General features: G+C 32.5%; 19 protein-coding genes and 1 pseudogene. 10 read left to right on the top strand and 10 right to left on the bottom strand.

Features of this window, described 5'->3' with window-relative positions:
- From AAC053_RS08690 to AAC053_RS08680, 3 genes and pseudogenes are all read left to right on the top strand, one after another.
- Window positions 1-645, top strand: a pseudogene (locus AAC053_RS08690) (hypothetical protein); the annotation flags it as partial.
- 126 nt (window positions 646-771) lie between these two features.
- Window positions 772-1,623: an SH3 domain-containing protein gene (locus AAC053_RS08685; RefSeq protein WP_339755388.1), complete on the top strand. Its 852-nt coding sequence runs from the start codon at window positions 772-774 to the stop codon at window positions 1,621-1,623.
- Window positions 1,624-1,626: 3 nt separating this feature from the next.
- Complete coding sequence (locus AAC053_RS08680; protein ID WP_339755386.1) at window positions 1,627-1,953, top strand: antibiotic biosynthesis monooxygenase; 327 nt, start codon at window positions 1,627-1,629, stop codon at window positions 1,951-1,953.
- A gap of 65 nt (window positions 1,954-2,018) precedes the next feature.
- On the opposite strand, the gene AAC053_RS08675 is transcribed toward AAC053_RS08680, so the two are convergent.
- On the bottom strand, window positions 2,019-3,995 hold the full coding sequence (locus AAC053_RS08675) for a T9SS type B sorting domain-containing protein (protein WP_339755384.1): 1,977 nt from the start codon (window positions 3,993-3,995) through the stop codon (window positions 2,019-2,021).
- A 157-nt stretch (window positions 3,996-4,152) separates the two neighbouring features.
- Between AAC053_RS08675 and pbpC the strand changes: the two genes are divergently transcribed.
- Complete coding sequence (pbpC, locus tag AAC053_RS08670) at window positions 4,153-6,504, top strand: penicillin-binding protein 1C (RefSeq protein WP_339755382.1); 2,352 nt, start codon at window positions 4,153-4,155, stop codon at window positions 6,502-6,504.
- A 60-nt stretch (window positions 6,505-6,564) separates the two neighbouring features.
- Entirely contained in the window at window positions 6,565-6,996 is a 432-nt protein-coding gene (locus AAC053_RS08665; RefSeq protein ID WP_339755380.1) for a hypothetical protein, read from the top strand.
- A gap of 73 nt (window positions 6,997-7,069) precedes the next feature.
- Here the strand turns inward: AAC053_RS08665 and AAC053_RS08660 are convergent, their stop codons facing one another.
- The gene (locus AAC053_RS08660) at window positions 7,070-8,122 is read right to left on the bottom strand and encodes an endonuclease/exonuclease/phosphatase family protein (protein ID WP_339755378.1); all 1,053 of its coding nucleotides are present in this window, start codon (window positions 8,120-8,122) and stop codon (window positions 7,070-7,072) included.
- Window positions 8,123-8,290: 168 nt separating this feature from the next.
- Between AAC053_RS08660 and AAC053_RS08655 the strand changes: the two genes are divergently transcribed.
- Together AAC053_RS08655 and AAC053_RS08650 are read left to right on the top strand one after the other, a co-directional pair.
- Window positions 8,291-11,098 (top strand): carboxypeptidase regulatory-like domain-containing protein, encoded by a 2,808-nt coding sequence (locus tag AAC053_RS08655; RefSeq protein WP_339755376.1) that lies wholly within the window; start codon window positions 8,291-8,293, stop codon window positions 11,096-11,098.
- A 113-nt stretch (window positions 11,099-11,211) separates the two neighbouring features.
- The gene (locus AAC053_RS08650) at window positions 11,212-12,633 is read left to right on the top strand and encodes a DUF5689 domain-containing protein (protein ID WP_339755374.1); all 1,422 of its coding nucleotides are present in this window, start codon (window positions 11,212-11,214) and stop codon (window positions 12,631-12,633) included.
- 103 nt (window positions 12,634-12,736) lie between these two features.
- Here the strand turns inward: AAC053_RS08650 and AAC053_RS08645 are convergent, their stop codons facing one another.
- Both AAC053_RS08645 and AAC053_RS08640 read right to left on the bottom strand, forming a co-directional pair.
- A complete protein-coding gene (locus tag AAC053_RS08645; RefSeq protein ID WP_339755372.1) occupies window positions 12,737-12,910 on the bottom strand; it encodes a hypothetical protein in 174 nt (57 codons plus the stop codon).
- A 209-nt stretch (window positions 12,911-13,119) separates the two neighbouring features.
- Window positions 13,120-13,632 carry a heavy metal-associated domain-containing protein gene (locus AAC053_RS08640; protein WP_339755370.1) on the bottom strand — a complete coding sequence of 171 codons (513 nt, stop codon included), beginning with the start codon at window positions 13,630-13,632 and terminating at the stop codon, window positions 13,120-13,122.
- Window positions 13,633-13,728: 96 nt separating this feature from the next.
- On the opposite strand from AAC053_RS08640, the gene AAC053_RS08635 reads away from it, so the two are divergent.
- Complete coding sequence (locus AAC053_RS08635) at window positions 13,729-14,607, top strand: EamA family transporter (RefSeq protein WP_339755369.1); 879 nt, start codon at window positions 13,729-13,731, stop codon at window positions 14,605-14,607.
- A gap of 53 nt (window positions 14,608-14,660) precedes the next feature.
- Here the strand turns inward: AAC053_RS08635 and AAC053_RS08630 are convergent, their stop codons facing one another.
- Both AAC053_RS08630 and AAC053_RS08625 read right to left on the bottom strand, forming a co-directional pair.
- Window positions 14,661-16,712, bottom strand: coding sequence for a pitrilysin family protein (locus AAC053_RS08630; RefSeq protein ID WP_339755367.1), 2,052 nt, complete (start codon window positions 16,710-16,712; stop codon window positions 14,661-14,663).
- 19 nt (window positions 16,713-16,731) lie between these two features.
- The gene (locus AAC053_RS08625) at window positions 16,732-18,051 is read right to left on the bottom strand and encodes a pitrilysin family protein (RefSeq protein ID WP_339755366.1); all 1,320 of its coding nucleotides are present in this window, start codon (window positions 18,049-18,051) and stop codon (window positions 16,732-16,734) included.
- A gap of 300 nt (window positions 18,052-18,351) precedes the next feature.
- Between AAC053_RS08625 and rplU the strand changes: the two genes are divergently transcribed.
- Both rplU and rpmA read left to right on the top strand, forming a co-directional pair.
- Window positions 18,352-19,029 (top strand): 50S ribosomal protein L21, encoded by a 678-nt coding sequence (rplU, locus tag AAC053_RS08620; protein WP_339755364.1) that lies wholly within the window; start codon window positions 18,352-18,354, stop codon window positions 19,027-19,029.
- Between the two features lie 42 nt (window positions 19,030-19,071).
- Window positions 19,072-19,332: a 50S ribosomal protein L27 gene (gene rpmA, locus AAC053_RS08615; protein WP_173587455.1), complete on the top strand. Its 261-nt coding sequence runs from the start codon at window positions 19,072-19,074 to the stop codon at window positions 19,330-19,332.
- A 58-nt stretch (window positions 19,333-19,390) separates the two neighbouring features.
- Here the strand turns inward: rpmA and AAC053_RS08610 are convergent, their stop codons facing one another.
- From AAC053_RS08610 to AAC053_RS08595, 4 genes are all read right to left on the bottom strand, one after another.
- Window positions 19,391-21,175, bottom strand: a complete 1,785-nt coding sequence (locus AAC053_RS08610; protein WP_339755362.1) for a DNA mismatch repair protein MutS — start codon at window positions 21,173-21,175, stop codon at window positions 19,391-19,393.
- Between the two features lie 107 nt (window positions 21,176-21,282).
- Window positions 21,283-22,029 (bottom strand): succinate dehydrogenase/fumarate reductase iron-sulfur subunit, encoded by a 747-nt coding sequence (locus AAC053_RS08605; protein WP_339755361.1) that lies wholly within the window; start codon window positions 22,027-22,029, stop codon window positions 21,283-21,285.
- A 103-nt stretch (window positions 22,030-22,132) separates the two neighbouring features.
- Entirely contained in the window at window positions 22,133-22,486 is a 354-nt protein-coding gene (locus AAC053_RS08600; RefSeq protein WP_339755359.1) for a four helix bundle protein, read from the bottom strand.
- A gap of 34 nt (window positions 22,487-22,520) precedes the next feature.
- A partial coding sequence (locus AAC053_RS08595) for an FAD-binding protein (RefSeq protein WP_339755357.1) occupies window positions 22,521-23,363 on the bottom strand: 843 nt, incomplete at its 5' end.

Here is a 23,363-nt window from a genome sequence, read left to right as displayed (position 1 = left end):
AAAATGATTACGCAGAATGGTGGTAAAGAATTAAAACTCACCTATAGCATCAACGGAAAAACAGAAACTATTGATACCCAAAACGGCATTGCACAACGTAATATTCCTATAAACGAAGGTGCAAATCAAATGAATCTTACAAACGGAAAAGATAATTTAGTTTATGTGCGTGTTTTAAACTCTGGTAAACTAAAACTAGGAGAAGAAATCGCAGAGCAACGTGGTTTCTCTATTTCAACAGTCTATAAAGATTTGCAAGGCAATAAAATTGATGTCACTAAATTACAACAAGGTCAAGATTTTGTAGCAACAGTTAGCATTTCTAATCTAACGAGAGATTATGTTAATGATGTGGCCTTAACACAAATATTCCCATCAGGTTGGGATATTGTAAACACACGTTTTACTGATTTTGGTGATACTACTGTGAGTAATGCTAGATATACAGACATTAGAGATGATCGCGTCAACTTCTATTTTAATATGAGTAGAAAAGGAAAGCATGGCACCAAAACCTTCTCTGTAATGTTGAATGCATCTTACTTAGGAACTTATTATTTACCTGGAACACAAGCTGAAGCCATGTATGACAATGATGATTATTTGGTAAGAAATAAAGGGGAATGGGTCACAGTAGAAAAATAACAAACAAACTAAAACTTGTCGGTCGACAGACAAGAATCCTACAATACCATTTATACTTTGAATTAATTCGAGGTATAAATGGTATAACACAAACCGCTAAAATGTTTAACTTAAAAACAAGAAATTATGAACTATTTAAAAAAGATTTTAGCGATCGCATTGGTATTCAATGTAGCACTAGTAACAGCACAACAAGAAGCATATGTAGCCGCAGAAAGTGGATTATCACTTAGAGATCAACCAGATGTAAGTGCAAAAATGTTGACTAAGCTGTCCTATGGTGAGGTTATTGGTGTATTAGAAGAAACAGATATTAAACTCGTCATTATTGATGCAGGAGAAAAAGTAACTGGAGAATGGGTAAAGGTTGAAACTAGAAACCATATTGGTTTTGTCTTTAATGGCTATTTATCACCAAATAAAATTGCCAGAACTATTCGCCTTAAACTCGATAATTTGGATGTGGAAATTAAAAACTTGGCAACAAGTGATTATAAAAGAAGTCATAATTTAAAAAGTGAGGATTCTAGCACAATTAATGTAGATGTAAGTGATTCACCCGAAGGGAAAAATGTTGTTCTAATAGATAATGATTACAAACATGTGAGTTTATTTCAACGTTATGAAAACAGTTTCTCTTTTATGAGTTCTGATGCTAATTGTAACTCAAATGAATGGAAACAATTCGATACAGAGTGGAAGCCTCTTAAGCAATTAAAGTCTAATACTTTTGAGACCTTAACTTTTACAGAAAAAGACTGGATTAATTTTATTGAAACCGCTACAAAAGATTTAAAAGATGATGTGATTGATAAATGTGGCGAAGACTGGTTGGCCTATGTTAAAACTATAGAGAACATAAAAGATTTTCCTGTTAGTGTGTCAACAAACCGCGTTTTTATTAAATTTATACTTACAGATTTTGAAGATAATATCACTGAAAAAATAATTGAATTTGAAATGCCTGAAGGCTCGTAAACAATGAAAAACTTTAAACCATACTTTGCTGTAATATTTACATCAACACAAACTGAAAATACCAAAGGCTATGCAGAAATGGCTGACAAAATGGAAACCTTAGCTGAACAACAAAAGGGTTTCATAGGTATAGACAGTGCAAAAAACGACGTAGGTATTACAGTGAGTTATTGGGAAAGTTTAGACGCCATAAAAAATTGGAAAGCAAATACAGAACACCTATTTGCTCAACAAAAAGGCAGAGAACAATGGTATAATTGGTATAATGTGAGAATTTGTAAAGTAGGACGTGAGTACCAATTCCTGCGAAAGCAGGAATCTCAAAATTAATTATCACTATTCTTCATGAGATTGCCACAGCTGTCTAAAAGACCTGCTTCGCAATGACATTTCAATTAATGCTTAAGTGTAAAATGGCCTTTAATTTCCTTGCCATCTAAAACAATGCGATACCAATAATCTGAGGTTGGCAGTTGGTTTCCATTCACAGTTCCATCCCAAAAGACATTTGTATTCTTAGCTGAAAATAACAATTTACCATAGCGATCAAAAATATAGACTTCAGAAGATGCAAAATACTGAGCAATATTCAATGTGAAGAAATCATTTTCTCCATCACCATTTGGTGTTATAAACTTTTGAATGTAAAAATGAAAATGCTCTTGTGTAACAACAACATCACAATCATTAGGTTTTACATAAATTGTATATAATCCGGTTGGTACAACATTATTAAAGACATTACTAAACTGATAATTTACACCATCAATAGAATACTGGTAGTTACCAGCATTAAAAATATTAACTTGTATTGAACTCCCATTGGTTATTATGCTTTCAATTACAGGCGCTTCAATTAAAGTAACATTAAACGCAATGATTTCTGTAAAGCAACCATCAGTCACTTCAACTTCATAAATACCAGCATTGTCAATAGTAATTGATGATGTTATTTCACCAGAAACCCAATCGTAAGATGGGTTTGCAATTGAAGAAATTGCTTCTAAAGTAAGCGTTTCATCTTCACATATAAACAGAAACTCATCTCTAAATTCTAAGGGTTGAGTTCCTATAATTTCCCATTCACAAATTGCTTCATTAAACATGGTAGTTTGCCAACACAACAGATCTGTAGGCTGCGCTGGCTCAGCACCAGTAACAGACCAACTACATGTAATGTCATTAAAAATCGTTGTTTGCCAACACTCTAAACCTGTAGGCTCTTCTGGTTGTGCTCCTAAAATATCCCAAGAACAAGTAGTAGTATTAAAAGTAACCGTTTCCCAACACTCGATAACGGGTTGAACTGTTTGCGTTCCTGCTATATCCCATGAACAAGTCGTATTGTTAAAAGTAGCGGTTTCCCAACACTCTAATCCGGTTGGAGTAGATGGCTGCGATCCAGTAACTGACCAACTACAGGAAGCATCATCAAAAGTTGCCGTCTCCCAACATTCAATTGTTGGCATCACAGGAACAGAAACAATATTAACTTGAAACATATCTGAAATCGTATTACACGATGAATTATTCAAATTTATCATTGACTCAGCAACTTTAGATCTATAAAATGTCGTTGTTGTAATTCCGGCAAGTGAAATATTTTGATTCGTTTCACCAACAATATCAATCCAAGAAATCCCATCTGTACTTTCTTGCCATTGATAAAAATGACTGCTAAACACAGAAAAATCTGGAGTAACCGTTAGCGATGTTGTATACGGTATTTGACTACTACAAATGCTAATGCTTGCATTACCAACACCATCACTAACCGATACAAAATCACCACAGGTTTTAAAAACGATATCATCAATAGCAACATCATTACCACATCCACCAGCTCCGTTATTTTTCATCTTTAATAAAACTGATGTTTGACTTGGTAATGACTGAAATACAAGAGCAAATTGATTCCATTGAGGAGAAGTTGTACTTGTAATATTGCCAGTATCACCACTTGCTAAAAGATTAGTATCCGTATTATCCCAAATTTCGAATCTTACATTTATTGGAATAACACCGGATCCGCAAAATCCTCCTAAGGGAGAAAGGTTAAGTAGCCAAGATGAAAACTCATAGGTTGTATTTTCACACAAGCCATTTATTGTTGTTCTGTAAAATTCCCCAGCAGAAAAACTAGAATTTATAATGAGCATTCTACCATTAGTATCGTTTGGTGTATGGTCATTAACATCAAACCAATCAAAGTAGTCTGAGTTACTAGAAACGGTATAAAGGCCATCATTAGGATCTTGACCATTTGCATAAGCGTATGTAGTTGTTTCTGCAGGTAACGAAGAATCTTGTAGCCCTGTACCAAAAGTTTCTGTAAATATCGGATCGCCAGAATTTCCTTGACAGAATCCCAATTGCGCATGCACTTCTTTTGAGAAAAAAGAAATACAAAAAATTATGAATAATTTAAGATCTAAGAAAGAGTTTCGCACGTTTAAATATATAGATAAGTTTGTGTAATAATTTTGACTTTTCGACGAAAAGGCCATAAAAACTGCTTTTGTATAGTACATGTATAGGTTAATTAGATATTTAAAGCGAAATAGAATAAAATCTTTAGTGATTTTTGTTCTACTTCTCGCTTATTATTTCTGTTTACCTCAGCAATTATTTAAAGATTCTACAGCTACTATTATTACAAGTAACTCTAATGAATTATTAGGTGCTTTAATTGCAGATGATGGTCAATGGAGATTTCCTGTTAGTGATAGTGTACCAGATAAATTCAAGATTTGTATTCTTCAATTTGAAGACGAATATTTTTATAAGCACCCTGGTTTTAATCCCATTTCAATTTTTAAAGCTTTAAAAGGAAATATAAGTTCTGGTTCTGTAAAACGCGGAGGAAGTACTATTACACAGCAAGTGATTCGCTTATCTCGAAAAGGACAGTCGCGGAGTTATTTTGAAAAATTTAAAGAACTGATTTTAGCAACACGATTAGAATTTAGACTATCAAAAGATGATATTTTAAATTTATATGCCAGTTATGCACCTTTTGGTGGGAATGTTGTCGGCATCGATGCTGCATCTTGGAGGTATTATAATAGAAATGCTTCCGATTTGTCTTGGGCTGAAAATGCAACTCTAGCCGTATTACCAAATGCACCGAGTTTAATCTATCCAGGTAAAAATCAAAAGCGCTTGCTAGAAAAACGCAATCGTCTACTCAAAAAACTTTTTAAAAATGGCACCATTGATGAATTAACCTATGAGTTATCAATTGCTGAAGGCTTACCTCAAAAACCCTATCCGTTGCCTCAAATTGCTCCGCACTTACTTCAGAGAATAGCACGAAAACAAAAAGGTGAGCGTATTAAGACAACGGTTAATATCGCGTTACAGGCACAGACTAATGCCATTGTAAAACAACACTACAATCTATTAAAGCAAAACGAAATCTATAATATTTCTGTGTTGATTCTCGATGTAAACACTAGAGAAGTTATAACTTATGTTGGCAATTCACCTACAGATAATGCACATCAAAAAAGTGTAGATATTATTGATAAACCCAGAAGTACAGGAAGTATTTTAAAACCTTTTCTATACGCATCAATGCTAGATGCTGGCGATTTATTACCAAATACTTTGGTTGCAGATGTGCCAACACAATTTGGCAGTTACCAGCCAGAAAATTTCAATAAATCTTATGACGGTGCCGTGTTTGCAAATGAGGCTTTATCGCGTTCTCTAAATGTCCCAGCAGTGAGAATGCTTCAGGATTTTGGTTTAGATCGTTTTTATCATTATTTAAAACAGCTGAAACTTAAAGATTTAAAATACAATGCCAATCATTATGGGTTGTCTCTAGTGCTTGGTGGTGCAGAAAGCAACCTTTGGGATTTATGTAAAAGTTATGCCGCGATGGCCTCTACTGTAAATCATTTTAATGAAAATTCTAGTCAATATTTTACTAATGAGTTTTGCCAACCTATTTATAATTCTGAAGCGTCTATCGACTTTGGAAAACTAAATAATGAAAAAACTGTTTTTGATGCCGCTTCCATTTATCTCACTTTTGAGAGCATGAAACAAGTAAATAGACCAGAGGGAGACAACAGTTGGGAATATTACGATTCTTCAAAAGAAATAGCTTGGAAAACAGGAACTAGCTTTGGCTTTAGAGATGCTTGGGCTATTGGTACAACAACAGATTATGTAGTTGGCGTTTGGGTTGGTAATGCAGATGGAGAAGGACGACCAGGATTGGTTGGTGTACAAACTGCTGCTCCTATTCTATTTGATGTGTTTGATTTATTACCAAATAGCAATTGGTTTGCAAAACCGTATGATGAGATGTTAGAAGTTAACATCTGTAAAAAAAGCGGTTATAGAGCATCGCCCATTTGCGATAATACAGAGCTCCGCTTTATACAGGCTAGTGGTAAAAAAACAGCGTCTTGTCCTTATCATAAATTGGTTCATTTGGATGTGACGGAGCATTATCTAGTTAATTCTTCATGTGAATCAGTTTCGAGGATAGTTAATAAATCGTGGTTTATTCTTCCTCCTTTACAAGCTTATTACTTTAAAACCAAGAATCCGTTTTACAAGCCTTTACCTCCATATAGAAATGATTGTTCAAAATCTTCGGAGATTTCTATGGAATTTATATATCCAAATCAGCAGAGCACTATTTATCTACCTAAAGATTTTGATGGTAATACTAACGATTTAGTTTTAAAAGTTGCGCACTCAAAACCAGAGTTTGAAATCTATTGGTATATTGACAATACCTATGTTGGTAGCACAAAAAATATCCATGATATAGCTATTTTACCTTCTTCAGGAGATCATATTATTACTGTAATAGATGAGCTCGGAAATGAACTGAAACATAAAATTACTATTTCAGAATAATTACATTCGCACTCAAATCATTACTTTTGTATTTTTAAATTAACTAATCAAATTATAAAAATGATTCAATTTTTACATTCATATTGGGCTTATTTAGTCTTAGTTGTTTTGGTATTAGCAACAGTAAATGCACTTATTAAATTTTTTGGAGACAAGGAATTTGATGCTAAAGATTTTAGAATTTCATTATTTACGTTAATTACAATGCATATTCAGTTGTTATTAGGTCTTATTTTATTTTTTACAAAAGATTATTTCTCAACGATAAGTGAAGTTGGTGGTATGGGAGAAGTGATGAAAAATGCTGTATTACGTTCTAATATTATTGAACATCCTATAACAATGATTTTTGCGGTAGTATTAGTTACTGTTGGATATTCTAAGCATAAGAAGAAGCTAGTTTCTAAACAAAAATTTAAAATGCTTGCTGTTTTTTATACCATAGCATTAATCTTAGTATTGGCTAAAATTCCTTGGAAAACTTGGTTTTAAGTTAAAAACTTAAGCATAAAAAGAGCGTCCTGAAATATTTCAGGACGCTCTTTTTATGTGTTAAAACAAAATTCTAATTTTCTGCTTCCGTTTCCTCTTCCTCTATTACCTCCTTAATAAGGTAGATATAAACCGGAAAGTGATCACTAAAACCATCTGTAAAACCACCATCAGCAAAACTTCTGAATGGATAACCTTTATAGCGTCCGTGTTTATTGGTTAAATAATATTTGTTAAAAATACCTGCTTTATAAAACCTAAACGAAGAATAATCTTTCTCTAAAAATGGTTGTGATATTAAAATTTGATCAAACAAACTCCAAGCATCTCTATAGGCATTAGAACCTAAGCCTTGTTTAAAAAACCCTTCCATAGGATTATAAATTCCTTTAAAACCAACTTTATTTTCTTTTCGCTCTGCTTTTAAAACCTCTTTAACACTCGCATTTGTTGGGTTGTCATTTAAATCTCCCATGGTAATAATTTTAGCATAAGGGTCTTTGGATTGTAAGGAATCTATAATGCGTTTATTCAGTTTTGCTGCACCAACTCTTTTAGATCTACTTCTCGCTTCTCCACCACTACGAGATGGCCAGTGATTAACAATAATATGTATTAATTCGCCTTCTAACTCACCGCTAACTAACAACTGATCTCTTGTATATACACGTTTTCTTGTTAAATCATCATAAATAAGTAATTCATGAGAACTTGTTTCAATAGGCCTAAAAAGTGATTTTTGATAAAGTAAAGCAACGTCGATTCCTCTTTTGTCTGGAGATTCGTAATGAATAATACCATAATCCTTATTTAATAATTGAGGATCGTTAACTAAATCTACAAGTACTTGTCTGTTCTCAACCTCAGAAACTCCAATAATTGCTGGTGTATTTTTTGTATTCTCAGAACCAATGTCTGCAACTACTCTTGCCATGTTACGAACCTTTTTTTCATAAACTTCGGCTCTATTAGATTCATCCATTTCCATAATAGGACTTGCCTCATCAAACTTTGTGGGATCATTTATTGTATCAAATAAATTTTCTAAATTGTAGAAAGCTACAGTATGTATTTTGAACTTTTTCTTTTCCTGTGCATTTATACTTACAAATGCAAAAAGGAGCATAACTATTAACGTGAATTTTGAACTTTTCATTTAGCGGATATTATATTTACAACAACTATATTACAAATCTTGAGCCAAAAGTATATATTTATTATAAATAATGTAAATTTGCAAGCCTTAAATCACATTTTATTTAATGTGAAAAGATTATTAACTTTAAAATTAGTTATGAAAAAAAGTTTAATTGTTTTATTATTTGGAGTTTTTTCTTCTTTTACGATAGTGGCTCAAAATACTATTATTAAAGGTAGCGTAAAAGATGCTATCTCATTTCAGACCATATCAAATGTTACAATAACTATCGAGGGAACTGAACAAACAACTCTTACAGATATTCTTGGAGAATTTGTTTTTTCTTCTAATGTTCCATTGGGAGAACAAGTTTTAAGAATTTCTAAAATTGGGTATGAGACCAAACGTTATCCTATTGTTGTAAACGAAGGACAGACCGTAAATATTACTGATATGACTCTAGATAGGGGTATCACTGAAAATCAGGATTTATTTACAATTTCACTTTCTGATGACGAACTTAATGACGACACAAGTGGTGCAGATAATATCTCTGGGTTACTTTCTTCTTCTTTAGATGTTTTTCAAAGAACTGCAGCTTTTGAATTTAGTTCTTCTTTCTTTAGGTTAAGAGGTTTAGATTCAGACAATAGTTCGGTTTTAATTAACGGAATTGAAATGAACAAGCTCTACAACGGAAGACCACAATGGAGTAATTGGGGAGGTTTAAATGATATGATGCGTAACCAAGTATTAACCTCTGGTTTAACGCCTTCAGAATACACCTTTGGTGGTGTTTTAGGAACATCTAATATAATTACTAGAGCTTCTAAATATAGAAAGGGCAGTCGTATTACTTATTCATCATCAAATAGAAGTTACACAAATCGCGCATTGGCTAGTTATGCCTCTGGTTTAGTTGAAGGTGGTTGGTCTTACGCTTTTATGATGGGTAGAAGATGGGGAAATGAAGGCTATCAAGATGCTACTTTATACGATTCTAATTCATTCTTTGCTTCAGTAGAAAAGAAAATTAACGATAAACATAGTATAAATTTTACATCAATTTATGCACAAAATAGAAGAGGGAAATCTTCAGCAAATACTCAAGAAGTTTATGACCTTAAAGGTATTAAATACAATGAATTTTGGGGTAATTTAGATGGTGAGAAACGGAACTCTCGTATAAAAGAAGTTGAAGAGCCTATTATTATGCTAAACCATTATTGGGACATTTCTAGTAAGACAAGCTTAAATACTAATATTGGATACCAATTTGGTAAAATAGGAAACAGTCGTTTAGATTATCCTGGTGGAAGAAACCCAAGTCCGTCTTACTACCAAGACTTACCTAGCAATTTTTTAGAAGATGGTGACTTAGAAGGAGCTTATGAGGCAGAGCAACAATTTATTAACGATGGACAAATTAATTGGGAGAGAATTATTGATGCTAACTTAACAAACAATCTCTCTGGTGCAAATGCTGCTTATGTGCTATATGAAGATAGAAATGATGACAAACAACTAACGTTAAACACTATTTTTAACACAGAAATAAATGAGAATGTAATATTAAATGGTGGTATAAATTACAAAAAATTAGATTCTGAAAATTTTGCTGAAATTATTGATTTATTAGGAAGCACAACAGGTGTTTTAAATATAGATTATTTTAATCAAAATCAATTTGATTTAAATAATCCTAATCAAGTTGCTTTAGAGGGTGATAAGTTTAGATATAATTACAACCTATATGTTAATGAGTTATCTGGTTTTGCTCAAGCGCAGTTTAAATACAATAAAATTGATTTTTACTTATCTGGTAGTATTAAAAAAACAGATTATCAGAGAGAAGGTTTATACAAAAACGAAAATCAAGTCTTTAGTGAAGGAGGAGTTGAATTAGATAACTCTTTTGGTAAAGGTGATAAATTAGAATTTACAGGTGTTGGTGCAAAAGCAGGACTTACATATAAATTTACTGGGAAACACTTATTAAATATTAATGGTGGTTATATTACTAAAGCACCATCTATTAGAAATACATATACTAACTCTAGAGAGAGCCAAGATTATGTTGGTAAGATTAATGGAGTAAACAATCCTAATATTGATATAACTGAAGAAAAAATAACATCTGTAGATGCTAGTTATATTTTTAGATCTTCAATAGTAAAAGCAAAATTAACAGGATTCTATACTACAATAGAAGATGCTAATGAAATTTCTTTCTTTTTTACCCAAGGTAGTACTACCGGTTTTATTCAAGAAGTTTTGTCTGGTGTAGATAAAAAACATTTTGGAGGAGAGTTAGGGATAGAAGCTCAAGTTACACCAACTATTAAATTAAAAGGTGCAGCTTCAGTTGGTCAATATACTTATGACAATAATCCTGACTTATATGTTACTTCAACTTCAGAAGATTTTATTAATACACAAGGTGGAGATATTATAAATACATCTGGAGTAGTTAGTACTTCAAACTTAAAAAATTACAAAATCGCTGGTGGCCCACAAACAGCATACTCTGTAGGTTTTGAATACAGAGACCCAGATTACTGGTGGTTTGGCGCAACAGCTAACTTCTTTGACAATACTTATGTAGATGTAAGCCCATTATCGCGATCTAATGAGTTCTATACAGATGCTGATGGCCTGCCTTATAATGATTATGATCCTGTAGTTGCAAGAGGATTATTAAAACAAGAAAAATTTGATAACTACATGGTTATAAATTTAGTTGGAGGTAAATCTTGGAAAATAGGAGACAAATACATTGGTTTTTTTGCAAGTGTAGGTAACCTATTAGATAAGCAATACAAAACAGGTGGATATGAACAAGGTAGAAGGGCAGATTACAGAGCGTTAAGAGATGACGTTAGCCTTACCAAAAGAGTATTTGGTCCTAAATATTGGTATGGTCGTGGCACAAACTATTTTGTAAATGTGTATCTTAGATTTTAGAAAAAGAAAAATAAACAAATAATATTACAATTATGAAATGTGAAACATTCATGAATTCAATAATTACAAATAAAAATGTTATGAATAAAACGATTAAATTTTTAAAAATAATAATGGTCTTAATAGCCTCTGTAGCTATTACGTCTTGTGTACAAGATGATGATTATACTGTTCCTAACAGTTTAGGAGAAGAAGAAAACGAAGGATTACAAACCATATTAACTGGGCTAGATAATAATACTCTTATTCCAATTTCTATAGGCGAATTAAAAGACATCTATACGACTTATGAAAATGCCCAAACCGGATTTGATTATGACAAGTTTCTTCAGATTACATCTAATATCGTAGTAAAAGGATATGTTTCTTCTAGTGATGAAACTGGAAATTTTTATAAAGAATTCTATATTCAAGATTCGCCAGAAAACCCAACTGCTGCTATTGGTGTAATATTAAACCAAGCAGATAGTTATAATCAATTTAATAAAGGAAGAGAGGTCTATATAAGATTAATGGATATGTACATAGGTCAAACATCTTCTGATATAATTGCTATTGGAGGAAAACCTAATGATGATGAAGTTGGTCAGTTTACAGGAAATCAAATACCACAACAATTATTTAGATCTAATGTTACAGAAGCAATTACAGCATTAGAATTAAATATGACTGATATTAACTCTAGTCATATAGGAATGTTTGTAAAAATAAACAATACTGAATTTCCAACGAATCTCCAAGGGCAACCATATGGTGATTCTTCAGAAGATTTTGACACTCAACGCACTGTGCAAGCATGCGAAGGGTTTGAATACTCTAACTTTATACTAGAAACAAGTTCTTTTGCTAATTTTTACAATGTTCCTTTACCTACTCAAAATGGAGGTTCAATATCTGGTATTATTACTCAATCTTTTGGTGGTGATGATTTAGTTATGGCATTAAATTCTTTAAATGACGTACAATTTACAAATGAAAGATGTTCATTATTAAACATCGAAGATTTTACAAATATTTTTGAAGAAGATTTTGAAGGAATGACAAATAACTCTGCTGTATCTGGAAATGGTTGGACTAATTATGCTGAAGAAGGTGGCTTTACTTGGAGAGTAACTACATCTAGTGATAATCAAAATTCAGGTAGTAAAATAGCATCAATGGGAGCTTTTAATTCAAATGATAATGTAAATATTGCATGGCTAATTACGCCAGCTATTAACTTTGATACGTTATCTAATGAATTATTAAGCTTTAGGTCCTCTAATAGTTTTTCTGATAACAGTGAGTTAGAGTTATTAATCTCTACAGATTGGGATGGAACTGAAGCTGGTGTAACAACTGCAAATTGGTCTTCACTGCCTGGTAATATTGTTGGTGATAATGAATTCTACCAAAATTGGGTGAGTTCTGGGTCTATCGATTTAAGTGGTTATTCTGGAATGGGATATGTTGCTTTTAAATATATAGGTGGAGATAATTCTAATAACGAAGATGGAACATACGAAATTGATAACTTTACTGTTTTAGGATTGTAGTTTATTAATTTTAAATATATTTCTAGCCTGTTAGTTTTCTAGCAGGCTTTTTTTTTAAAATAAAACTTATGCTAGACACTTTTTACATTTCCATTTTTAATCACTACAAAAAGACTATTGGTAAGCGAAGTCTAACCATAGCATTAGTATATATAAATCTGTTAGAGATGTCAATAATATTAGCTTTAGCTTCATTTTTTATAGCGTTTGCTGGCCAAATGAAAATGCTAGTTATGTCGTCAACAAAATTTTGGGTGTTGTTTACTTTAATTGCCATCTTTGTAATTTTTAAAAACTGGATGCGCTATAATGGTAAAAAAAGAAACGTCCTTAACGCTAAACTAAAACCTAAACATACATCAATCTATTTATTGTGGCTTTTACCTTTTGGGTGCCTTGCTATAGCTTTTATTCTACTACAAGTACAATAAAAAACCGCCATCCTTTCAGATAGCTATAGTTTTTATTTTAAAGTCTGTAAATTTTCTAAGACTTTTTTTCTTTTGCACAACATGCTTCTTTGCAATCTGTCTCACAAGCTTTCTTTTTAGCATCAGATTTATCTGCACAGCATGCTTTATTACAGTCTGCTTTACAAGCTTTAACCTCATAACCAAAGTCTTCAACAATCTTTACGTCTTTAACTTTGTAAATGTCTGCAACTTTTGTTACTGTCTCTTCTAAAGATTTCGGAGTCACTTTAGCTTCATCATATTCAACCATAGCTATACGCTTATCAAAATCTACTTTTGCAGATTTAACACCTTCCATTTTAGCCATTTTTTTCTCAATAGTTTTTGCACATCCCACTTCACAGGTCATGCCATCAATACTAAATTCTACTTTAGTATAAGTAGCATTGGGATCTAAATTTGTAGAAACGTCTTTTTTAGTCACTTCTATATCTACAGTTTTAACTTCTGGCTGAGTTTCATTTTTACAAGATGTAAGAACTAAGGCTATAATTGCAACAAAACAGATATTCTTAAAGGTCTTCATAAATTTAAATTATTGAATTTTGACTAAATCTAATAAATCTTAATGCTTCTTGTGTAAGAATTAACGATTTTTGTGATTCTTTTACATTGTGTTTGTATGAAAAACCCTAACATTAAGTGGATCTACCTTTTAATTCTATCTGTAATTTGGGGAAGTTCGTTTATTTTAATTAAAAAATCACTTTTAGGACTTACAGCATACCAACTTGGTGCTTTACGCACTATCATAACTGGTGCAATTCTTCTCTTAGCTGGCTATAATAAATTAAAAACCATCCCTAAAGCTAAATGGAAGTGGCTAATCATTTCTGGGCTTCTTGGTTCTTTTATTCCATCTTTCTTTTTTGCTATTGCTGAAACAGAGATTGATAGTGCCGTAGCTTCGATATTAAATTCACTTGTGCCTTTAAATACTATTTTATTAGGTTTTGCTGTATTTAAAATTGCATCTACAAAACGACAGGTTTTAGGAGTTATTATTGGCTTTTTAGGAACTGCAATTCTTATCTTAAAAGGTGCCGAATTGAATCCTAATCAAAATTACTTGTATGCAGGATTTGTAATTGCCTCTACATTAATGTATGCTGCAAACGTAAATATTATAAAACGCTACTTACAAGATGTAAAACCATTAGCTATTGCTGCTGGTAATTATGTTTTTATTGTTATTCCAGCATTGATTATACTTCTGTTTACTGATTTTTTTACTTCAGAGACATTTAATAATCCCGCTTTACCAAATGCGCTATTATACATTACCATTCTTTCTGTATTTGGAACTGCAATCGCCAAGGTTCTCTTTAATAAGTTGGTACAAATATCCACACCTGTTTTTGCTTCATCTGTAACGTACATTATGCCAATTGTAGCTTTAGTTTGGGGAGTATTAGATGGTGAAGGGTTTAGTTATATTCAAGGTTTAGCAGCATTACTTATATTAGTTGGTGTTTATCTTTCTCATATCCGTAAAATATAAAAAAACCGAAGCTTTCACTTCGGTTTTAATAAATTATTTATTGGTTTTATTGCTTAATCGAAATCTGCATCTGTTACACCTTCGTTAACTTTTACTTCTTTTACTATGAAATCGAATTTACGAGGTCCCATGGTTTGAGAAATTTTGAACGGAAACATAATTCCTGCTACTTCTTTGTAATCTCCATAAAAAGTAGATTGAGAACCCATTTGCGAAGTTTTTACTTCTTTAATTTTTAAGCCAGTTTCAACACTATAATAAAGAGAAGTCTCATCATCAACTTTTACTTTATAAGCATTTTCGCCATCTACTTTTTCAATTTTTTCTAATGTAACACTACTGTTTAAATAGTTAACTTCTGGGAAAGGAGATGATTCAGCTCTAACGTCTTTAAGCTCGTCTTCGTTCATATCTTTACGCTGTCCTTGCATAACCATATAACCACTATCTACACCTACAACAGTTTTCATAACTGATTGCCCCATTGCAATTATCTCTTGTGAGAACTGATTTTTATTAGTTCTCTTCATTTCAAGATTCATCATTACACCAGGCTGTAATTCTGCTTCAGCATTCATTTTAACCGAATTCACGTTGTCTAAACGGTCTTTACCACCTATCTTAGTTATATATGCATTCAATACTTTAGATACATCCATATCTGCTGGAATAAGGATCTCGTAAGTTGGCTTTTCTGTTGGTGCAGCATATTTATCGTAGTATTTAATAGGAATACCCGTTTTCTCTAAATTATCCAATACTTCTGATCCATTACCAACAACAATAACTCTTAAGTTTTCTGCTTCAAAATATTTGTTAGCGATTCTTTGCACATCCTCTACAGATACATCTTTAATCTTCTGTAAGTAGGTTGAATAAAAGTCTTCTGGTAAGTCGTTTAATTTAATATTTAAAGCATAATTAGCAATTGTTTGTGGACGCTCTAAAGCCATTACAAAATTGCCAATGTACTTCGCCTTTGCATCCTTTAAAGTCTGAGCATCTACAGGTTCTGTTCTAATTCTATTTATTTCTTTTAAAGCTTCTACTACTGAACTATCCGTTACCATGTTTCTAACTTTAGCGGAGGCACTAAAACGAGAAGCACCATACCTATTTGTGCCTAAACTAGAATAAGCACCATAAGTGTAACCATGCTCTTCCCTAAGGTTTTTAAATAAATAACCTTCACCACCACCACCTAAGATGTTGTTAGTAATTAAAGCCCCATGATAATCAGCATCGTTCATCTTTAAATTTACATTGTTTGTAATTGAAAGATTAGACTGTGTTGCATCTGGTACATCTACAAAATTAATTTGAGTGTACTGAACATTTGGGCTTGGTTTTGCAACCGTTGAAGTTACATCTACAGATTTTGACCAATCATTAAAATATTTTTTTATCTGCTTCTTAACATCTTTAAATTCTACATCACCAATAACAACCAAATATGCATTGTTAGGGTTAAAGTATTTTTGGTAGAAGGCAACAGCATCTCCAAAAGTTACATTATTAATAGTCTCTTCTGTAACAAATTCTCCATAAGGATGCTTTGTTCCGTAAGATAATGCTGAACCAACACGGCTAGAAATAGCATCTGCACTTTTTGCTTCAGATTTTAAACCTTCTAAAAGAATTGTTTTTTCTTTTTCAAACTCTTCTTCAGTTAATAAAGGATTAATAGCTGCACCAGCTAATAATTCTAATATACGCTCAGAATATTTTGTTAATGAACTTGCAAAACCTCCACTAAATCCAAAGCTTAAACTTGCACCTAAGAAATCTATTTCTTCGTTAAATTTATCTTTAGAAATCGTTGTTGTTCCGTTACCTAACATACTTCCCAATAAACTTTCTACACCTGCTTTTTTACCCGTGGCAATTGGTTGGTTGTCTATTCTTAAAGAATAAGATACTCTTGGTAACTTATGGTTTTCTACCACAAGAACTTTTAAACCATTTTTTAATTCAAATTCTTGAGGCTTGTCTATAGAAATTTCTGGTTCTGGACCTGCGACAGGCATTTTAGATCTATCTATCTGTGCACTTGCACCAATAGTCATTATAAATAATGCGAAAAACGCTACTGTTTTAGTGTTCATGTTAAATATTGTTTTCATATTATTGATCATCTTTTTTTGGTAAATATTCTACTTCTACACGTTGATTAGGGCTTAAGTATTTTTTAGCCACATCTTGAATTTCTTGTCTAGTAATAGATCTGTAAGTCTCTAACTGATTATTAATGATATTAACATCACCATATAATAAGTAGTATGTTGCTAAAGAACTTGCTATACCTGCAATACTAGAATTAGAGCTTACAAATTGATTTTCAAACTGGTTTAAAAGTTTTTGATAATCACGTTCGCTTATTAATTCATTTTGCATTTTAACAATTTCTTCATCCATCTCTGCTAATAATGTCTCTAAACTAACTTCTCCTAGTGGTAAAGCAAATAATGCAAATATGTTATAATCTACTTGTGGAATGTTTACAGCTTGTACTGCTAAAGCTTGTTTTTGCTCATCCATTAATTTCTTTTGTAGAACTGAACTTTTACCACCACTTAGGTATGTAGAAATCATATCTAAAACATAGGCATCTCTTGTAGCTTGACCAGGCAATCTATATACCGCAATAATTGCTGGAATTTGAATATTTTTATCATAAGCTACAGCTTTCTTAGTTTCTGTAATTGGTGTTTCTTTTGGAAAATTACGAACTACTTCTGGTCCTTTCTTAACAGCACCAAAATATTCTTTTACCATTTTTTTAGTTTTTTCTGTATCTATATCTCCAGCTACAATTAAAACTGCATTATTTGGTACATAATATTTTTTGAAATATGCGTTAAATTCTTCTAACGTAGCAGCATCTAAATGCTCCATTTTACCAATATTCTCATCTTTATAAGGGTGCACTTCAAAAAGATTCTCTCCTATTGTCTTTAAAAGACCACCATAAGGTCTGTTTTCGTAACTCTGACGTTTTTCTTCTTTAACAACTTCATTCTGAGTATCTACACCTACTTGATCAATTACTGGGTGCAACATACGCTCAGACTCTAACCATAATCCTAATTCTAATTTATTAGAAGGAAAGATTTCATAATAGTAAGTTCTGTCTTGAGAAGTGTTAGCATTGAAAGTTCCACCGTTTGCAGGTATAATTTTCATAAACTCACCACGCTCTATATTTTCTGTCCCCTCAAATAATAGATGTTCAAAGAAATGAGCAAAACCTGTACGGCTTCTATCTCCATCTTTTCCTCCAACATCGTACATTACAGATGTTATAACAACCGGAGCCGTGTTGTCTTGGTGCAATATTACGTGCAAACCGTTGTCTAAATCAAACTCTTCGAATTCTACTTTTTGTGCTGTTGAATGAAATCCAACTAACAACAAAAGAGCTAGAGTAAATAAGCTTTTTTTCATTATTAAGTGTGTTTAAATTTTAAATTGTTTAAGTATTTGTCTGTACTAAATGCATATTGTTACATATAGCCTTACAAAAATAAGGAATGATTCTTCTTTTTTAACATAATATAATGTGAAAACTGTATTAAAAATACCTTGGATTTAGATCTTGGAATTTAATCGCTTAACAAACAAGTGTAAAAACCGCTCGAAAACCCTCAAAACGTTTGTGAATTACGAATTTAGGAGTATATTTGCATCCGCTTTCTGAGAAGAAAGTTGATTTTTTAATAAACAAATTAATAAAAACGTTACGCTATGTACGCAATTGTAGAGATAGCAGGGCATCAATTTAAAGTTGAAAAAGACCAAAGAGTTTTTGTTAACCGTTTATCTACTGAAGAAGGTAAGAAAGTTTCTTTCGATAACGTTCTTTTAATAGAAGATGGTAGCAACATAACTTTAGGCGCCCCAGCTATAGACGGAGCACAAGTAAGTGCAAAAGTCTTGAAGCACCTTAAAGGTGACAAAGTAATAGTTTTCAAAAAGAAAAGGCGTAAAGGTTACCGTGTTAAAAATGGACACAGACAATCTTTAACTGAAATCGTAATTGAAGGTATTACTACTTCTGGAGCTAAAAAATCTGCTCCAAAAAAAGAAACTAAGAAAGCTGAACCAAAAGCAGAAGTGAAAGCTGCTGCTAAAGTTGAAAAAGCTGCACCTAAGGCTGCCGCTCCAAAAACAACTGGTAAAGCTGACGATTTAAAGAAAATTGAAGGTGTCGGGCCAAAAATAGCATCTACTCTAGTAGAGGCAGGTATCGTTACATTTGCTGATTTAGCTAAGGCTAAACCAGAAGCAATTTCTGAAATCATCTCGGGTGTTCGTGGAAATCACGTTACCGATACTTGGCCAGCACAAGCTAAATTAGCTGCTAATGGTAAGTGGGATGAGCTTAAAAAATGGCAAGACGAATTAGATGGTGGTAAAGCTTAATTGCTAAACTACTTAAGTATAACAATATAAAACCTTAAGATCATGGCTCATAAAAAAGGAGTTGGTAGTTCGAAGAATGGTAGAGAATCAGAATCAAAACGTTTAGGCGTTAAGATTTTTGGTGGGCAAGCTGCTATTGCTGGAAATATCATATTGAGACAACGTGGTAATACACATCACCCAGCTGAAAACGTATACCAAGGAAAAGATCACACTTTACATGCTAAAGTTGATGGTCTAGTAAAATTTACTAAGAAAAAAGATAACAGATCTTACGTTTCTATTGAGCCTTTTGAGGCTTAGAAAATTATTTTCTTATAAATTATTAAAACCCTCTCTATTTTTAGAGAGGGTTTTTTATTTAAACAATTTCCATCTTCTTCAACAGAAAACTGGCATTCATGTTTTTACAAACACCTTGTTTTAGTTTATAGTCAAAATAGAGCTCGTCGTTTATAATCTCTGCATCAAAGTAGTAATTCTTTACAGCTTCTAGTTCTTTTTCAATTTCTGTGAGGCTTAAATCGTGTGTAGCAATAATTCCTGTGGCATCAAGTTTTACTAATTTCTCTACAAACTTGCGTGAGCCGATTGCCTTATCTGTACTATTTGTTCCTTTAAGTATTTCATCTAGAATCACGAAATAGTCTGTGTCATTTGCAATTATATCAACTACAAATTTTAGTCTAGTCAATTCGCTAAAAAAATACGAACTATCATCCGTTAAGGAATCAGTGGTTCGCATACTTGTAATTAACTTCGTTGGTTTGTATTTACTTTGCTTTGCACAAACTGGCATACCAACATTGGCCATTACAATATGAAGTGCTACGGTCCTTAAAAACGTACTCTTACCAGCCATATTTGCGCCTGTAATAATAAAAAATTGCTCTTCTTGTAGTTCTAAATCGCTATCAATACGTTTTTCTGAATTCAATAATGGATGCCCTAAGGATTCGGCTAAAATAGTAACTGGTTGATCTGTAATTTTAGGGTACGTGAAACTTTGATGATTAAAAGCATAGTTTCCAAAACTATTATAAGCATCAAAGAAGGTTACAACATTAAACCAATCTTCAACCTTATCCGCATATTTTGTAATCCATTGTTCTACGTGATAGGTTTGCCTAATGTCCCAAAGCAGCAATCCGTTTCCAAAAATGGCTGAAATTAAATTATTCCTATTGTCTAATGCATCTAAGGCTTTTGAGAATTTTAAAAATAATTGTGATGCTTTTAAATCTTCGGATTGAATTTTCTGTTGTTGTTCTTTAAGTAATTGCGATTTGAATTCTTCTGTTTCAATCCGTTCTAATAACAAAGCATATTGCCTAAAAGTATCCTTTGCTTTTTCTGTGTTTTGAGCGACTCTATTAATTCGCTTTAAATACATTGCTGTTATTCCTAAGCCTAAGATTAACCAACCTAACAACAAATAACCAGCACGCGTAATCGAAATAATCTCAGTGATTCCTAATACCAAAATTAAAACAGAAGTAAAGCTAAAACCAATTGTAAACCAATATTGAATTGAGCCTAAAAAAGGTTTATAATCCTTAAGCCATTTTATAATAGATTTTGCTGAATTTTCAACTTCCACGCCCTGAGCAACTCCAGAATAATTTTGTCTCCATTTTGGTAATGATGCTAATTCTTGAATCGCTTCCTGTCTTGTTTCAATATTTGAGATATCATTAGCTAGTAAATGCTCTGTAAGTTTCTCTGTGCCTTCTTTAATAGCTGTACGATTAATAAACTGGAAAAAGGAACCTATTCCAAATAAATCAATGTCTAAACTGTAATGGTGTTTCGGGTTTTGAAACTGAGTCCCATTCACTCTGTCATGAAAATCACCTGATGCAATTTTAAGTTCATCCTCATTAATAATAACCAACCTTTTATGAAGTGATCTCTTCGATTTTATATCAGTATATCTCGATAATAAAAATAGAAATATCACTGTGCCTATAATGCCAATCACGGCAGCTACTTGCCATTGATTAAAAGTAAAGTATATAGCAAAAGTGGTTAATACAAAAACAGAAAGTCTTAATATACTCAACAGGCTCATTTGCTTGAAAATGCGCTTAGACTCTACTTGATTTAACTCTAACTGTTCTTTATAAAAAGAATCTGGATTTTGCATAATTTTGTAATAAAACCGAAATATAAGAAAAGTGAAAATCCCAAGCCTATTCATACTTGGGATTTGTATATCATTTAACTCCTGCCGTTAAGGTAGGTTGGGACGTGCTAACCTTTTAAAGTCGCTGATAAATACTCACGATTCATACGTGCAATATTCTCTAGTGATATGCCCTTAGGACATTCTACTTCACAAGCTCCTGTATTTGTACAGTTACCAAAGCCTTCTAGGTCCATTTGTGCCACCATGTTTTTAACACGGTCTGCGGCTTCAACTTGTCCTTGTGGTAATAATGCATATTGCGACACTTTTGCCCCAACAAATAGCATTGCTGAAGAGTTTTTACAACTCGCCACACAAGCTCCACAACCAATACAAGCTGCAGCATCCATAGCCTCATCAGCTGCGTGTTTTGAAATAGGTAGTGCGTTAGCATCTTGTGTGTTTCCAGATGTATTTACAGAAATGTAACCACCTGCATGCTGAATACGTTCAAACGCCATTCTGTCAACAATCAAATCCTTTATGACAGGAAATGCAGCAGCTCTAAATGGTTCAATAGTAATAGTATCACCATCTTTAAACATTCTCATGTGTAACTGGCATGTTGTAATACCTCTATCTGGCCCATGTGCTTCTCCATTAATGTACAATGAGCACATACCGCAAATTCCTTCACGACAATCATGATCAAATGCAACAGGTTCTTCACCAGAGTTGACTAATTGCTCGTTCAAAACATCCAACATTTCTAAAAAAGACATATGCTCCGAAATATCAGTTACTTTATAATCGACCATTTTGCCCTTTGCTTCTGAGTCCTTTTGTCTCCAAATCTTAAGTGTTAAATTCATTTAATTCTCGTTTAAAAAAAGCTAATTAATTAACTTTAATATTATGATAATAATTCAACTTTTAGAATTAGAAAAAAGAAAATAGATAAAAGAAAACAGATTGTTAATTCAATCCATTTTGAAAACCCATAGTCATTCTTTGAAATTCTTCATTTTTATTTTCTAAATTCTTCAAAGTTGTTTCATCAATATATTTTCTATGATGAGCAACTAATAATTGTGTTCCAAGTTCAAAAGATGATCCTAATGAAATATCAATAAAATGAGAAAAAGATTTATCTGTTCTTGCAGAACCTTCTTCAATATTACTAGGCATAGAAACAGAACATTTACTTATTTGAGATGACAAATCAAATCTTTCATGCTTAGGAAAAACTTCTGAAATTTCATTTGCTATTTCAAGACCTAATTGCCAAATCTTTAAATTTTTATAATTATGCCTTTTCCTAAAGCCCATCAATTTCTATTCTCTCTTATCTTTATTCTCTATTCTATTTATATGAACGTTGTTTTAATTCTATATCTTTAAATTCTAATTCTTCCTTATGTAAAACCGCATCAGCAGGTTCTCCTTTATATTCCCAAGCAGATACGAAAGCAAAATCTTTATCATTACGTTTTGCTTCTCCTTTTTGCTCGCCATCTAACTCCACAGATTCCTCTCTAAAGTGTCCACCACAAGATTCGTTTCTTACTAAAGCATCTTTAGCAAATAACTCTCCTAATTCTAAAAAGTCTGCTACACGACCCGCTTTTTCTAATTCAGGATTCATTTCGTTAGCAGATCCAGGAACCATAACATCTTTCCAGAATTCTTCACGAATCGCTTTAATTTCAGCCATAGCTTCTTTTAAATCTTTTTCGTTACGTGACATGCCTACTTTATCCCACATTACTTTTCCTAAACGTTTATGGAAATGGTCTACAGTTTTTGTTCCTTTATTATTGATAAAAAATTCAATTTTATCTTTTACTTCTTTTTCAACTTCATCAAACTCTTTTGTCTCAGTAGAAATTTTTCCGGTACGAATATCATCTGATAAATAATCACCTATTGTATATGGTAGTACAAAATAACCATCAGCCAAACCTTGCATTAAAGCAGAAGCTCCAAGTCTGTTAGCGCCATGGTCAGAGAAATTAGCTTCACCAATACAATATAGACCTTCAACAGTAGTCATTAAGTTGTAATCAACCCAAACGCCACCCATTGTATAGTGCGTTGCAGGATATATCATCATTGGAGTTTCATACGGATTTTCAGCAATGATTTTCTCATACATCTGAAATAAATTTCCGTACTTTTCTTCAATGATTTCTTGCCCTAATTTTAT

This window comes from uncultured Winogradskyella sp. (assembly GCF_963975125.1).
GTDB lineage: Bacteria > Bacteroidota > Bacteroidia > Flavobacteriales > Flavobacteriaceae > Winogradskyella.
Note: the sequence above shows the minus strand (reverse complement) of the source record. Positions and strands in the feature narration are given on the sequence as shown.